The sequence below is a fragment of the Marinobacter sp. UBA5687 genome, assembly GCF_002420325.1.
GTDB classification, from domain to species: Bacteria; Pseudomonadota; Gammaproteobacteria; order Pseudomonadales; family Oleiphilaceae; genus Marinobacter; species Marinobacter nauticus.
In genome coordinates, this window is sequence record NZ_DIHV01000041.1 from 46369 (window position 1) to 59659 (window position 13291).

The following is a 13291-nucleotide window of genomic DNA, read 5'->3' on the forward strand; positions in this document are numbered from 1 at the left end:
CCGATTGGGCAACTGACTCGGTCTAAGGTTCTACTGCCTTGAATTGCGACAGGTGCTAGACTTGGAACCCCTGCAGGTGTAAGGAAACCCTCAATGGCGCTTGGCCGTTTGCTGCTCGTTGTGTTGATGCTGTCGCTTGTTTCTCTCCCCGCCCTTGCTCTGGAATCGGTTGCGCCGGGAGAGCAAGGTGTGGCGCTGACAGACTTTCCCATCGAATACTTCATTGATGGATCGCAAACGAAAGACTACGAAACCGTTCGGCTTGAGTCTTTCGACCAGACCATGAGCACCACCACCCTCGGTACCCGGGCGGCGGTGACCTGGTATCGGGTTTCATTACACAACTCAGGTTCTGATGACCGTTCGCTGTTTCTGCACCTTCCCAAGGCTTATCACGTTCGTTCAATCGATATTGTTGAAGAGCGCTCCTCACGCGTCGTCAATCGACTTTCCGTTAACCTCAATGAGGCTGACGCCCACCCTGCCATGTATCGGGGAACACTGGTGTACCCGTTCGAACTGCAAGCCGGGAAAACGACGGTTGTGTATGTGCGCAGTCACGCATACTCACACCAGTGGTTCTCGTTGAAGGTATACGATGACGAGAATTCCCGGCGGGCGCTGGCCGGGGGGCACCTCGATATTGCCCTTATGGTGGGGATGATGCTGGCGCTGGTCTTCTATAACGGCCTTTTGTATTTCGCCACCAGCAAGAAGGAAAACATTTACTACTCACTCTATCTGATTTCAGGCCTGGTCTGGATCGCGCTGTCTTACGGTTTGGTGGCGAAGGCGTTCAACGCTTACGGCGACGCAGTGTTTGTCCTGAATCTCTCGTTGATAACCATGCCGATTTTCCTGCTGTTGTTCATGATGGCCATTTTCGAAACACATGAGTATTTCCGAACCGAACATCGCGTGCTTCAAGGTATGCTGGCATTGCTGGTGGTGACGTTTGTTTACGGCCTGTTTGATATCGCGACGGCCCTGAAGCCTGCCAGCAGTCTTGCCGCCCTGATGATGGTAGTGACCTTCTCCGTGAGCATTTCGCTGTTCAGGAAGGGGCACCCTCTGGTCAAATTCTTCCTTGTTGGTCACACCTTTTTTGTGGTGTTCAACGGGTTTGCCGTTCTGTACTACAAAGGTCTGGTTCAACCGAACTATATCAATAGTCATGGAGTCGGTATTGGTATAGTTCTGGAAGCGCTCACCCTGGCTTTCATTATTTCTTACAGGATCAAGGTGTTGGAGGATATCCGGTCAAAGCAGGATGAGCTGAAACGCCAGGCCTCGACGGACCCTCTGACACGGCTCTTCAATCGCCGGTATTTCATGGCAGAGGGAGAGTACGTGCTGGAACAGGCCCGGACCTCGGGTGAGCCGTTGTCGGTTATTGCCATTGATATCGATCATTTCAAAGCGGTCAATGACACCCATGGCCACAATGTGGGCGACCTGGTTCTGGTAGAAGTTGCCTCCGTATTTCGTCAGTTCAGCCGGGACAGGGATCTGGTCGCGCGCTTCGGTGGCGAGGAATTCGTCATTCTCCTGCCGGGTGCGGATCTGGCAGAGGCGTTTGGCTGTGCTGAACGTATCAGGAACGCTGTCGAAGCCATGATCATTGATGGAGGCGATGGGTTGGTGGTTCAAGTCACAGTAAGTGTCGGTGTGGCTGAGGTAAACCCCCTTCTGGAATCTGTGGAGGGGGCGGTCAAACGGGCCGACCGTTCACTGTATGAGGCCAAGGCCGGGGGCCGCAACCGGGTTTGTGGCTATGATGGTCCGGCAGGCAAGGCCCTACCCACCTGAGGGTGGAGATCCTCCAATGGCGTCCCGCACATTAAGAAGCGCTAATCACGTTGTTTGAACCCTGTGCTAGAGTTGGAGTGACCGTGGTTGCTTTTGGATACACGCAGCCATAGCCGAAATAGCAGTAATCATACTGATAAGGAGGCAAGATGATGGAAGCGAAATCCGGTCAACAAAATGAGTACGAACAGGTACGTGAGGATCTGCGCCGTCTTCAGGAAGATATGGCCAAGCTGACCAGAAGCGTCGCTGAAGGCCAGAAGAACAACATCAGTCATCTCCGAGACGAGATACGCCGCGAAAGCCGGGAAGCGTTTGACCAGGTAAAGCGGCGGGGCGATGAAGCCCTTGATCGCGCAAAGGATGTCAGCGGCAAAGCGGTGGAAAACGTGGAACACAAAATTGAGGAGCGTCCATTCCTCAGTATTGTTCTTATGTTTCTGGCCGGGTTGTTGGTGGGTCGCTTGTTGGATCGCTGATGATGCCTGACTCGGCCTGGTTGCAGGGCGCGCTGCGCAAGGTAGTCGCGGCAGTTCTGGGTTTACTGCTGGCGCTGGTTTTGCTGGTGGCCCTGCTCATTACCGGTTTTTACATGCTCGTCAACGCCGCCACGCTGGCCCTGGCTCCTGTGCTGGGTGAAGCCGGTGCTATGGCCGTGACGGGCTTTTTCTGCATTTTCCTGTTAGTGCTTTTTTTCTATCGTATGACACGGCCGGCCAGGTCTCACGGACAGGCCGATTCCGGCGAAAGTTCAGGCATGTCATCGCCGGTAGAATCTTTAAGGAACCTGATTCGAAAGAACCCTCTGGAATCGGCGTCTATTGCTTTTGTGCTGGGCATCGCCGAACAGGGAGATCCCCGGTTGAAGTCTCTGTTGCTTCAGGGCGGTATGGTTTTGATGAAGGAAGCCGAAGCTGAACGTGCTTCCAAGCCTGAGCATATGCCTGGCTCACAACCTTCCGATAGCCCGTCGGAAACAACGCAGTAACAGACCAAGAGCAAGACATGCCACCATCACCATTACAGTCCAGCCTACCTGGTGCGCCTGAGAATAAACGCGCACTCTGGTCTTGGGCGCTCTACGACTGGGCAAACAGTGCCTTCTTTACGATCATTCTTACGTTTGTCTTCGCCCAGTACTTCAGCGTCTCGGTGATTCAGGATGAAGTGGCGGGCACGCGGGCATGGGGCAACATCGTTGGTATAGCTGGGGTGGTGATTGCCATACTTGCTCCAATTCTCGGTGCTATTGCCGATCAGTCAGGCCGGCGCAAACCCTGGTTGATCAGTTTTACACTCCTGTGTGTGGTTTCGTCGGCCATGTTGTGGACGGTGACGCCGGATCAGAGTCAGTTCTGGACGGCCGCTCTGTGGGTGGGGTTGGGTACACTCGGGGCTGAGTTCGCTTTCATCTTCTATAACTCGATGTTGCCGGATCTGGCTCGGCCGGAGCGAACAGGGCGTTGGTCTGGCTGGGCCTGGGGGCTGGGATATGTGGGCGGTATCGCCAGTCTGGTGGTGGCTCTCTATGGCTTTATTGAAGCGGACGGTACGTTTTTTAACCTTGATCGAGACGCCGCAGAGCATGTGCGGGCAACCTTTGTTCTGGTGGCGGTGTGGTATCTGGTGTTTGCGTTGCCGGCCTTCTTTTTTATCCCGGATCGGCCATCAACCGGTTTGAGTCTGGGGGCTGCGACGCGGGCTGGACTGGTCCAGTTGAAAGAATCCATTGCTCATGTGCGGCAATACCGGGACATCGTGCGGTTTCTGGTTGCGAGGATGCTGTACACCGATGGCCTGGCGACGATTTTTACCTTCGGTGGCGTCTACGCTGCCGGCACGTTCAACATGAGTCCCACGGAAGTGCTGCAGTTCGCCATTGCCCTGAACGTCACTGCCGGGCTGGGCGCGCTGGGCTTTGCCTGGATTGACGATGCCCTGGGTGGTCGCAATACCATCCTGCTGTCGCTGGTGGGCCTGGGCTGCAGTGCGTTCGCAATTCTGGTGGTGGATGGGGCCACCGCGTTCTGGATATGGGGCATGATTCTGGGCATTTTCGTGGGGCCGCTGCAATCGGCCAGCCGTTCTCATCTGGCCCGTGTGGCCCCGCCGCATCTGCAGACTCAGATGTTCGGCCTGTTCGCTTTTTCCGGGAAGGCAACCGCGTTTGCCGGCCCGTTGCTGGTGGGTTGGGTGACGTCGGTTACCGACAGCCAGCGTTGGGGCATGAGTACGATCTTGCTGTTCCTGCTGATCGGGTTTGTGCTGATGCTGAAAGTGCCTGCGACTGAGGCCCGAAAAGCGGAGGACTGACACGGTATCTGCCCCAGCTTCGGCTATTCTGATTCATAGCCATCCCACAACAACAAGATCCTGAGGGGCGTTTTGCCATGGCCAGATATGACTTCATCATCAAGGGCGGCCGCTATTTCGACGGCACCGGGGCACTCTCGTTTACCCGCAACCTTGCTATCAAGGATGGCCGGGTTGTCCGTGTGACGGCCGATCCGATTGCTGATGACGATGCCGAGCGCGTGATCGATGCCTCCGGGCTTTGGGTGATGCCAGGTTTTCTCGATACCCACACGCATTACGATGCCGAGCTGCTGGTAAGCCCAAGCCTCTCGGAATCTGTGCGCCACGGCGTGACAACCGTGCTGGTGGGGAGCTGCTCCTTGAGCATGGTGTGCAGCGACTACGAGGATGCCTCGGATATCTTTACGCGGGTCGAGACTGTACCCAGGGAGCGGGTGTTGCCAATTCTGAAAGCTCACAAGACCTGGTCGACGCCGCGTCAATGGGTGGAGCATCTTCGTCAGGTTCCTCTGGGCCCAAACATTATCAGCTTTCTCGGGCACAGTGATTTGCGGGTGGGGGTGATGGGGCTCAGTCGGGCAACGGATCTCTCAACACAGCCTACCGAGGAAGAGTTGAAAACCATGGAACGCTTGTTGAAGGAAGCATTGGATGAGGGCTTCCTGGGACTTTCGACCATGTGTCTGAAGTGGGACAAGGTGGATGGCGACCGTGAGTGGTCCAAAAGCCTGCCCAGCACCTACGCGCGCTGGAGCGAGATTGCGCGCCTGAATAAACTGGTGCGGGCCTACAACCGCGTGCACCAGGGGGCGCCCAATGCGGCCACGCCATTACAGATCCTACAGTACGTGCGTGAATGTCTGGGGTGGTTGCGCCAACCGCTCAAGACAACACTGATCAGTCAGATGGATCTCAAAGGCAGCGCTTACCTGACCAATCTGACCAAACTGACCTCGCGGGTGACAAATGCGCTTCGGGGCGACTTCCGTTGGCAGGTATTGCCGACGCCCTTCACCGTGTATGCCGATGGCATTGATGTCGTGTTCTTCGAGGAGTTTGGCGCCGGTGAGATGGCGCTGGACCTGAAAGATGCGGTGGAACGCAATGATCTCCTGAAAGACGAGTCGTACCGTCGACAATTCCGGAAGTTCTATGGTGAGAAGCTCAGCCCCCGGGTGTGGCAAAGGGATTTCGGTGATGCCATGATTATCGACTGCCCGGATGCAGCCCTGATCGGCAAGAATTTCGAAGAGGTGGCCATGGCCCGTGGTGTGCATGTCGTCGATCTGTTCCTGGATCTGGTGGTGGAGTTCGGCAGGAATATTCGTTGGTACACCACCGTCGGGAACCATCGAAAACGGGTACTCAAGCGCCTGGTGAAAGACCCCCGGTCGCTGATTACCTTCAGTGATGCCGGTGCCCATATTCGGAATATGGCGTTCTACAACCTGCCTCTGCGCATGCTCAAGCTCGTTCATGAGTCTATCAATGACGGAGACCCCATCATGACCATGGAGCAGGCCGTACATCGGTTGACGGGAGACCAGGCCGACTGGTTCGGTGTGGATGCGGGCAAGATTCGTGAAGGGGACCGCGCCGATGTTGTGATTATTGATCCGGCGGGGTTCAATCAGGACCTCGAGCAGGTGCACTGGGGCGAGATGGAAAACTTTGATCTGCAACGTTTGGTCAATCGCAATCCCGGCATTGTAAAAACGGTTCTGATCAACGGACGGCTGGCCGTCGACGACGAGCAATTCTCGCCGTCATTCGGTCGTGAAATGGGCTATGGACAGTTTATCCCGGCGAGGTAATTAATCAGGTTATGGCCAAGGCCTCTTTTGCTAGAAAGTCACTGCGGCTGATGTTCTGGGTAGTTGTAGCCGCACTGGTGCTGATGTTTTCAATTATTCTGCTGTTCAGGTTCGTGAACCCACCGACTTCTGCCTTCATGCTGGGTTATCAGATGGGTGATGCCCGCGAGCCTTTGCAGCACGAATGGGTGCCAATATCTGAGGTATCCGAATGGATGGCGCTGGCGGTGATCGCCAGTGAAGACCAGCGATTCCCGGAGCACCACGGGGTTGATTTCAAGGCTGTTCATAAGGCGGTCTCTGAATATCAGGCTGGAGAGGGCTTGCGAGGTGCCAGTACTATCACGCAGCAAACGGCCAAGAATCTGTTTCTCTGGAATGATCGAAGCTTTGTCCGAAAAGCCATCGAGGCGGGTCTGGCACTGGCAATTGATGCGATCTGGCCTAAACAGCGGATTCTTGAAGTCTATCTGAACATCGCAGAATTCGGACCGGGCATCTACGGTGTACAGGCAGCCAGCCGCGCCTACTATCGAATTCCGGCGGGCGTGCTGTCGCCACTCCAGGCTGCACATCTCGCTGCAGTCCTTCCTAACCCGAACGTGTTGAGCGTGCTTTCGCCCACGCCTTACGTCCAGGAACGTGTGGCCTGGATTGAGGGGCAGATGGCTCGGTTATCGAGGGCGGGGTATCTCGCCGAAATCAACGCTGGCAGGTAATGCCAAACCGTTGTTGAAGGTTCACCGGCTCTTTGATGAGTGGGCCTCGCTCCGGCACTGGGATGGTGTCATACCAAACCGGGCTTTGAATGCCCGGCTGAACTGGCTGGCGTCGTTGAAGCCGCAGGCGAGAGCGATGGCAGTGATTTTGGTGGTTGATTGGCGCAGATGATCGCGTGCCCGGATGAGCCGTTGTTCCTGTACATATTGGTAGGGGGCGCAGCCAAACGTGGCCCGGAACAGTCTTGCGAAATGGTAGGGGCTGAGATTCACCCAGCCGGCCATTTCCGACAGTGTGAGAGGCCGGTCCAGTTCCGCATGAATCTGCTCCTGTAACAGTCGCCGGTACTGATGGGACAGTTGCCCGGTAACTGCGGGAGGTGCTTTGGTGACGCTGGCGTGTCGGCTGACCACCTGTAGCAGGAGCCACTGTGCCAGGTGATCCATCGCCATTGCCTGGCCGGGTGCCTGCCAGTCGCTAAGCACCAGGAGTTTACCTGCCTGGGCCAGGATCGGATCCTCACGGTGGTAGCGCTCGTTCAGTTGAATCTTATCCGGGTCGGAATCCCAGGTTTGACTGGCACATCGAGCGACATCGACATCATTGAAATAGAAATGGAAAAACTCGAATTGCCCGCCGATTTGCCAGATGGAGCGGCTGCCCGCAGGAAACAGGCACACGGCGCCGGGAAAGCCGCGGCTTACCGCCTTTCCGTTGACCATCCGCTGGGCTTGCTGGCCCTTGTCAATGTAGATGCTCAGGGCGTGATGGCGAGGGCGCTCGTAGCGAACCTCCCCCTGACGGTTCTGCCACTGGGCGAGGGTTTTTCCATGCTCCAGGTCCATCATTCTCTGCGGCGCAACGCCCGCCGTGCGAAGGCTGTCGGCAATGTCCAGCTGCCCCCGTCTGTCTTGCAGCGGTGACGGGTTTGTTGTCGTTGGGTTGTCCATAATGCAAGGCCTCCGCAAGAATCATCCACGGTTCCGCAGGATCTGACAAGCTATCGCGCGTTCGTTTCCATAATCTGACCACCTGACGCCCGAACTTGCCATTTAACTGGGAGCCTCTGAATCATGCCCATTAGTGCCCATTATGGACTGACTGTATTGATATGGGGTCTGACCTGGACGGCGATTCGACTGCAGGTCGAATCTGCGTCTGTGGATTTGGCAGTGTTCTATCGCTTTGTGATGGCTTCTGTGGTTGCACTTGCGGTTCTTGCCGTTACCCGGCGGCTGAGCAGGTTGACGCCTGGCCAGCATGGCTGGCTTTTTTTGCAAGGGCTGACGCTATATAGCGTGAATTTTCTCCTGATCTATCGGGCCGCCGAATCGATGACCAGTGGGTTGTTGGCGGTCGTGTTTTCTCTGGCGGCACTGTTCAACGCGTTCAACGGTTGGCTCTGGTTGCGAACCAGACCGACAGCGAGGCTCTACCCCGCCGTGGCCCTTGGTGTGACCGGTGTCGCGCTGCTGTTCTGGCATGACCTGCAACTTGGCAATGCCACTGGCGCGAGCATACTGTTTGCGGTCGCTGGAACCTTCTGGTTTTCCATGGGTAACCTGGTGAGCGTGAAGGTGAGGGCCGCAGGGGTTCCGTTGTTTACGGCCAATGCCTGGGCAATGGTTTATGGAGCACTTATTCTCGGATTGTGGTGCCTGATCCAGGGGGTAGAGTGGATGCTGCCTGCCACCTCAGTATTCTGGGGAGCGACCGTGTTCCTTGCCGTTCCCGGCTCTATTGTGGCGTTCTACTGCTACATTACGGTCATCCAGGTGCTGGGCGCCGACAATGCAGGCTACGCCGCGGTATTGTTCCCGGTTGTCGCTCTTTCGGTCTCCACCTGGCTGGAGGGATTCGAGTGGACGACGCCGGCTATGCTGGGCGCCCTGCTGGCCATATTGGGAAACTATGTGTTGTTTCGTCCCGGCAAGCGTCAGAGCGTCAGCGCAACCAGCGTTCCCGAGCAACGGACCTGACTCTGTTGCTATGGGCTCACTTTGTCGTGCAGGACTCATCGCACCCGTTCGCACCGATCTCTTTTGGGGCCATTTTTAAAAACACACCTAGTGCGGCCAACAACAATGCTGTACTCGCAATAATCGCAACCGGATAAACGAGATGCCCCGCCAAATCAAGCTGGCTGTATTTGATGATCATGATCAGGCCTTCAAGCGACATGGCCACGCAAACGGTACTGATGAAGCGGGGCAGGGTGCGGCGCATCATAGTCACTATATCGTGAGTTTCTGAACGGCCGCTGTATTCCGAGCGGATCACCATCGCCAGTTCGTAAACGGCCAGTGCGATTATGCTGCCGTTAACGCCATTAATCATGGCCTGCATCAAGGGCTCATCGGAGTTCAGGAGCTCAAAAACATCGACGATGGTTGCTGCCACAAGAGCGAAGGCCAATCCGAAAAACAACCAGGAGAACAGCCTGGCGAACAAACCGCGTACTGGAATACTTCTCAACCTGTCGAGCATGCGTTTTCACCGTGACCTGTGGATGTGATGAGACAGGCTACGGATATTTCGTAAAGGCTGCGATTACAGGTTGCACACAGCGCGGTAACCTTGAAGCAAAGGGCGAGTTGATTATTTTACCTCCGCTCATCGCCAGGCCTTGTGGTTGAGCCATTCACAGCGGCTATCCTTGGGTTGCCAACACAGTTATCCACAGATTCTGTGGGAAAACTCTTTGCTGTTTGATCATTGTTTCGCTGGTTGTGGAGGCGGTTATTGAAACCATAACTCGGCGCTTTCAAGGCGTAGTAAACGCTACGGTCGCAAAGCGAACGTTCAAATTTTGGACAGTGCTCGCGTTGACCAGAGCCGGAGCGATTAACCGGCACAGCAGGACAACTGCTTTACATCCTTGGTGAACGTTTGCGCACAGAGTTTGAGTCCTTCAACCATGGTCAGATAAGGGAACAAGTCATCGCCGATTTCCTGAACGGTCAAACCTGCTCGTAACGCCATCACTGCCGTTTGGATAATTTCACCGCCTTCCGCTGCGACAACCTGCACCCCGAGCAAACGGCCTGTGCTGCGCTCTGCTACCATTTTAATAAATCCATGGGTGTCAAAGTTTACTAGCGCACGCGGCACGTTTTCCAAGTCGAGCAGCCTGGTGTCCACGCTATAACCCCGAGCAACTGCTTCGGCTTCAGTGAGGCCAACGGTGGCGACTTGAGGATCGGTGAACATGACCCCGGGCATGGCACTGAGGTCGAGTTTGGCCTCGCCTCCCGTCATGTTGACGGCGGCTCGGCTGCCTGCGGCAGCTGCGACATAGACAAACTGCGGTTGATTGGTGCAGTCACCAGCAGCGTATATTCCGGTGACCGTGGTTTGCAGATGCTCATCCACCTGAATTGCGCCGCGTGAAGTTTCCACGCCAATGCTCGCCAGGTTCAGGGCCTCGGTATTGGGCGTTCGACCGGTCGCCACCAGTAGTTGGTCGGCTCGCAAGGTGCCGGCAGGCGTCTCGACGATAAACTCGTTGTCGCTATAGTCCACGTTGCTGGGCGTGGTCTGGCGAAGCACCTCAATCCCTTCCCGTTTAAAAGCCGCCTCTATGGCCTCTCCGATCGTAGGATCTTCGCTGGACAACACACGGCTCCGGGCTAAAACGGTAACCTTGCTGCCGAGTCTGTCGAATGCCTGAGCCAATTCCAAGGAAACGAAACCGGCACCAATCACGATCAGCCGTTTGGGAACGGTATCCAGCGCCAAGGCACTGGTTGATGTCAGGTAAGGAGTGTCTGCCAGCCCCGTTATTGGCGGCTCTGCCGGTCTGGCTCCGGTTCCAATAAAGGCGCGATCAAAATGAACCGGTTTTTCACCACCCTCAGCCAGCGTGACTACCAGGCTATTGGTATCGACAAACCGGGCCTCACCGTTCAGGACTGTGATGTCCTTGTGTTCTCGAAGTATCTTTTCGTACTTGGTGTCACGCAGCTCCTCCACTCGTGCCTGCTGTTGCTGAAGCAGTTTTGCTCGGTCTACCTGAGGAGCCTCAGCACTGATGCCCGCGTCAAACGGGCTTTCTTTTCGCAGGTGCGCGATATGTGCTGCACGAATCATAATCTTCGAGGGCACGCAGCCAACATTTACGCAGGTGCCGCCGACAGTCCCACGTTCAATCAGGGTGACGCGGGCACCGCGCTCTGTTGCCTTCAGGGCAGCCGCCATGGCGGCACCACCACTGCCGATTACCGCAATATGCAGTTTGTTGTCATTTTTCACTCGGGAAACTCCTTGGAGCTTTGAAGTTGCTCTCGTAGCTGGCGTCATAGTGCTTTTTCCGCCAGAACGCATAAACCGTCAGGCCGATGAATACCGCCAGTGCCGGAAGAAGCACATAGTCGAGATAGCCCGTCAGGGCGGCCAGTCCCACGGTGGCCATCAAAATGACCAGAATCGGTGTGAAGCAGCATAGTGCAACCAGAATAGTCCCTACTATGCCGACCCTGAGCAGGTTCTTCGGATTCTTTATTGCCCCTCCGGAGTCGCCTCTGAGGCCGTGGGAGTGGAGGGGTAACCAGCGTCGCTCGTGGCCTCGGTGAGCGCCTCTATGGAAGTGAGCGCATCGTTAAAGGTGACGACGGCTTCTCGATCAGGGTAGCTCACGGAAACTTGCGACACCCCTTCCACCTTACTTAAGGCCAACTTGACGGTGATCGGACACGCGGCACAGGTCATGTCAGGCACCGAGAGAGTTACTGTTTGAGACGCAGCCCAGGAGGACATGCTGAGCAAAGTGAGGAACATGGCAAGTACAAACTGTTTACGCATGAGAAAAATCTCCGTTTAGTAGAATAGAGGCAAAATGTAAGGGAACACTAATGCGACCAGTACCAGAGCCGTAACTACCCAAAAGATCACCTTATAGGTCTTTCGGACTTGAGGGATCGCACACGTTTCACCGGGTGAGCATTGCTCTACAGGGCGATAGATTCGTCGCCAGGCAAAGAACATGGCGACGGTGGCCGCGCCAATGAACAGCGGTCGATAGGGCTCCAAAGCTGTCAGGTTGCCGATCCAGGCACCGGAAACGCCCAGAGTGATAAGTACCAATGGCCCGAGACAGCACGCCGAGGCGAGAAGTCCAGCCATGCCCCCGACAGCGAGAGAAGCACCTCCGGATTTAGATTTGAATTTCGACATGACGCTGACACCTGTTGCCCATGGACTCGATGCGATAAGGTTACTTCCGTAGTCAAGTACGGAGTCAAGCAGTATGTCGGTTAAAGCCAGTTCACTGACTATTGGCGGCTTGGCCAAGGCGGCCAATGTAAATGTCGAGACGATCCGCTATTACCAGCGGCGAGGTCTGTTGTCGGAACCCAAACGACCTCTAGGTGGTATTCGACGCTACGGTTCCGCCGATATTGATCGGCTGACATTTGTTAAAACGGCGCAGCAGCTGGGTTTCAGTCTCGACGAGGTCGGCGACCTTTTAAGGTTGGAAGATGGCACTCACTGTCAGGAAGCCAGTGCGCTCGCCGAGCACAAGCTGAAGGATGTGCGTGAAAAGATCGAAAGGCTGGTCAAAATTGAGAAGGCTCTGAGCGACATGGTCAGTCAATGCCACGCACGGCCGGACAGCATCGCGTGCCCGCTCATTGCATCTCTACATGAGGGAGACATTGGAACAAAAAGCCAAAGGGATTAGCTTCTGAACCAATCGACCTCTTGAGGCTCTACCCCGTCACTGCGGACACTACGAAAAGATAGGCAGATTTATCGAACCGAGGTGCGCGAACGTTCGCTTTTGTTTAGGTGCTTCTGGTCGCAAAGCGAACCTTCAGGAAGGTTCATGAGTTTTGGTCCAAGTGGTTTGGTCGAGTCTTCGGGCATTTTGAAGGGAACTTTCTGGTGCTATCCAAAATGCCCGAAGACTTGACCATTGAATTACCTCTTTAATTTAACGCATTGATAGTACGCACCGGTATCAGGGCTTCGTACCCGGCCGAGGCACCATATAGATCACGGATCACCCCAGCTCGACGGAGTTTGGCCCCAGTAAGCTGTCTTGCGCTATTTATCGCGTCCTCCAGTCTGCCAGTGCCACTGGCCAGCTCGTTCAGACTGGCTTCCCAGTGCGCGCGCTGGTTTGGCAAGTGTCGCTCGTTGAGGATGTTCAGTCGACCATGGCCGGCCTCAACGCTTGCCCTCAGTTTAGCTATCGAGGCCCGCCATTCCCGCTGGGCCTGAGTGGCCAGCCATCGTTTTTGTGATGCTTCGGCAGTCGCCTTTCGAACGGCGCTGTGCTGGCGCTGCCCACTAAATGGGATCCGAACGCCAATGCCGACGACCCAACGTTTTCTCTCGTCAGCCCACAGGCTGTTATAGCCGGCATTAGCTGTGAACGTAGGTCGACGATCGACTTCGGCAACATCCAGCCGCGCGCGCCTCGGCTTCCCTCGCCTCGGCTGCACGAATCAGCGGATGATCTGGTTCCAACTGTCCATCGGCGAACAGAAGCGTTTCAGATGGCGCCATCAGTTGCAAACTGGCCCCCGTCGGACGACGCCCAAGCAGAGGAATCAGGTCGCTGGCTAGCCCGGCCTTTTCCGCTTGCAGCTCTACTAGTCTGGCATCTAGGAGTCTGCGCGGCAGAAACG

The 13291-nt window shown here is 55.8% G+C and carries 15 protein-coding genes and 1 pseudogene; 8 read left to right on the forward strand and 8 right to left on the reverse strand.

Annotated features, from left to right (window positions below; translation table 11 throughout):
• Nucleotides 1–93: 93 nt before the first annotated feature.
• The 6 genes from B3Y70_RS04605 (at nt 94) to mtgA (ending at nt 6658) form a co-directional block, all read left to right on the forward strand.
• Nucleotides 94–1809 carry a sensor domain-containing diguanylate cyclase gene (locus tag B3Y70_RS04605; protein ID WP_286893457.1) on the forward strand — a complete coding sequence of 572 codons (1716 nt, stop codon included), beginning with the start codon at nt 94–96 and terminating at the stop codon, nt 1807–1809.
• A gap of 149 nt (nt 1810–1958) precedes the next feature.
• Nucleotides 1959–2288: a DUF883 family protein gene (locus B3Y70_RS04610; RefSeq protein WP_011786381.1), complete on the forward strand. Its 330-nt coding sequence runs from the start codon at nt 1959–1961 to the stop codon at nt 2286–2288.
• A complete protein-coding gene (locus tag B3Y70_RS04615) occupies nt 2288–2797 on the forward strand; it encodes a hypothetical protein (RefSeq protein ID WP_199452400.1) in 510 nt (169 codons plus the stop codon). Before B3Y70_RS04610 ends, B3Y70_RS04615 begins: the two co-directional genes overlap by 1 nt.
• A gap of 17 nt (nt 2798–2814) precedes the next feature.
• A complete protein-coding gene (locus tag B3Y70_RS04620) occupies nt 2815–4122 on the forward strand; it encodes an MFS transporter (protein WP_286715648.1) in 1308 nt (435 codons plus the stop codon).
• A 77-nt stretch (nt 4123–4199) separates the two neighbouring features.
• Complete coding sequence (locus tag B3Y70_RS04625) at nt 4200–5939, forward strand: N-acyl-D-amino-acid deacylase family protein (protein WP_286893459.1); 1740 nt, start codon at nt 4200–4202, stop codon at nt 5937–5939.
• A gap of 11 nt (nt 5940–5950) precedes the next feature.
• The gene (gene mtgA, locus B3Y70_RS04630) at nt 5951–6658 is read left to right on the forward strand and encodes a monofunctional biosynthetic peptidoglycan transglycosylase (RefSeq protein ID WP_011786377.1); all 708 of its coding nucleotides are present in this window, start codon (nt 5951–5953) and stop codon (nt 6656–6658) included.
• A 21-nt stretch (nt 6659–6679) separates the two neighbouring features.
• Here the strand turns inward: mtgA and B3Y70_RS04635 are convergent, their stop codons facing one another.
• A complete protein-coding gene (locus tag B3Y70_RS04635; protein ID WP_286893462.1) occupies nt 6680–7609 on the reverse strand; it encodes a helix-turn-helix domain-containing protein in 930 nt (309 codons plus the stop codon).
• Between the two features lie 123 nt (nt 7610–7732).
• Between B3Y70_RS04635 and B3Y70_RS04640 the strand changes: the two genes are divergently transcribed.
• The gene (locus B3Y70_RS04640; RefSeq protein ID WP_286715643.1) at nt 7733–8638 is read left to right on the forward strand and encodes a DMT family transporter; all 906 of its coding nucleotides are present in this window, start codon (nt 7733–7735) and stop codon (nt 8636–8638) included.
• 16 nt (nt 8639–8654) lie between these two features.
• Here B3Y70_RS04640 and B3Y70_RS04645 read toward each other — a convergent pair whose 3' ends face one another.
• From B3Y70_RS04645 to merT, 5 genes are all read right to left on the reverse strand, one after another.
• Nucleotides 8655–9146: a hypothetical protein gene (locus B3Y70_RS04645; RefSeq protein WP_286893464.1), complete on the reverse strand. Its 492-nt coding sequence runs from the start codon at nt 9144–9146 to the stop codon at nt 8655–8657.
• A gap of 357 nt (nt 9147–9503) precedes the next feature.
• On the reverse strand, nt 9504–10958 hold the full coding sequence (merA, locus tag B3Y70_RS04650; RefSeq protein WP_206769573.1) for a mercury(II) reductase: 1455 nt from the start codon (nt 10956–10958) through the stop codon (nt 9504–9506).
• Nucleotides 10900–11160, reverse strand: a complete 261-nt coding sequence (merF, locus tag B3Y70_RS04655) for a mercury resistance system transport protein MerF (RefSeq protein WP_014421551.1) — start codon at nt 11158–11160, stop codon at nt 10900–10902. The genes merA and merF overlap by 59 nt, the downstream gene beginning before the upstream one ends.
• The gene (gene merP, locus B3Y70_RS04660; RefSeq protein ID WP_011783481.1) at nt 11157–11459 is read right to left on the reverse strand and encodes a mercury resistance system periplasmic binding protein MerP; all 303 of its coding nucleotides are present in this window, start codon (nt 11457–11459) and stop codon (nt 11157–11159) included. Before merP ends, merF begins: the two co-directional genes overlap by 4 nt.
• 15 nt (nt 11460–11474) lie before the next feature.
• Nucleotides 11475–11831, reverse strand: coding sequence for a mercuric ion transporter MerT (gene merT / locus B3Y70_RS04665; RefSeq protein WP_011783480.1), 357 nt, complete (start codon nt 11829–11831; stop codon nt 11475–11477).
• Nucleotides 11832–11904: 73 nt separating this feature from the next.
• On the opposite strand from merT, the gene merR reads away from it, so the two are divergent.
• Complete coding sequence (gene merR / locus B3Y70_RS04670; protein ID WP_011783479.1) at nt 11905–12339, forward strand: Hg(II)-responsive transcriptional regulator; 435 nt, start codon at nt 11905–11907, stop codon at nt 12337–12339.
• Nucleotides 12340–12586: 247 nt separating this feature from the next.
• Here merR and B3Y70_RS04675 read toward each other — a convergent pair whose 3' ends face one another.
• Together B3Y70_RS04675 and B3Y70_RS04680 are read right to left on the reverse strand one after the other, a co-directional pair.
• On the reverse strand, nt 12587–13105 hold the full coding sequence (locus tag B3Y70_RS04675) for a TolC family protein (RefSeq protein WP_008169850.1): 519 nt from the start codon (nt 13103–13105) through the stop codon (nt 12587–12589).
• Nucleotides 13026–13291: pseudogene (locus tag B3Y70_RS04680) on the reverse strand (hypothetical protein); the annotation flags it as partial. The gene B3Y70_RS04675 and the pseudogene B3Y70_RS04680, both read right to left, overlap by 80 nt.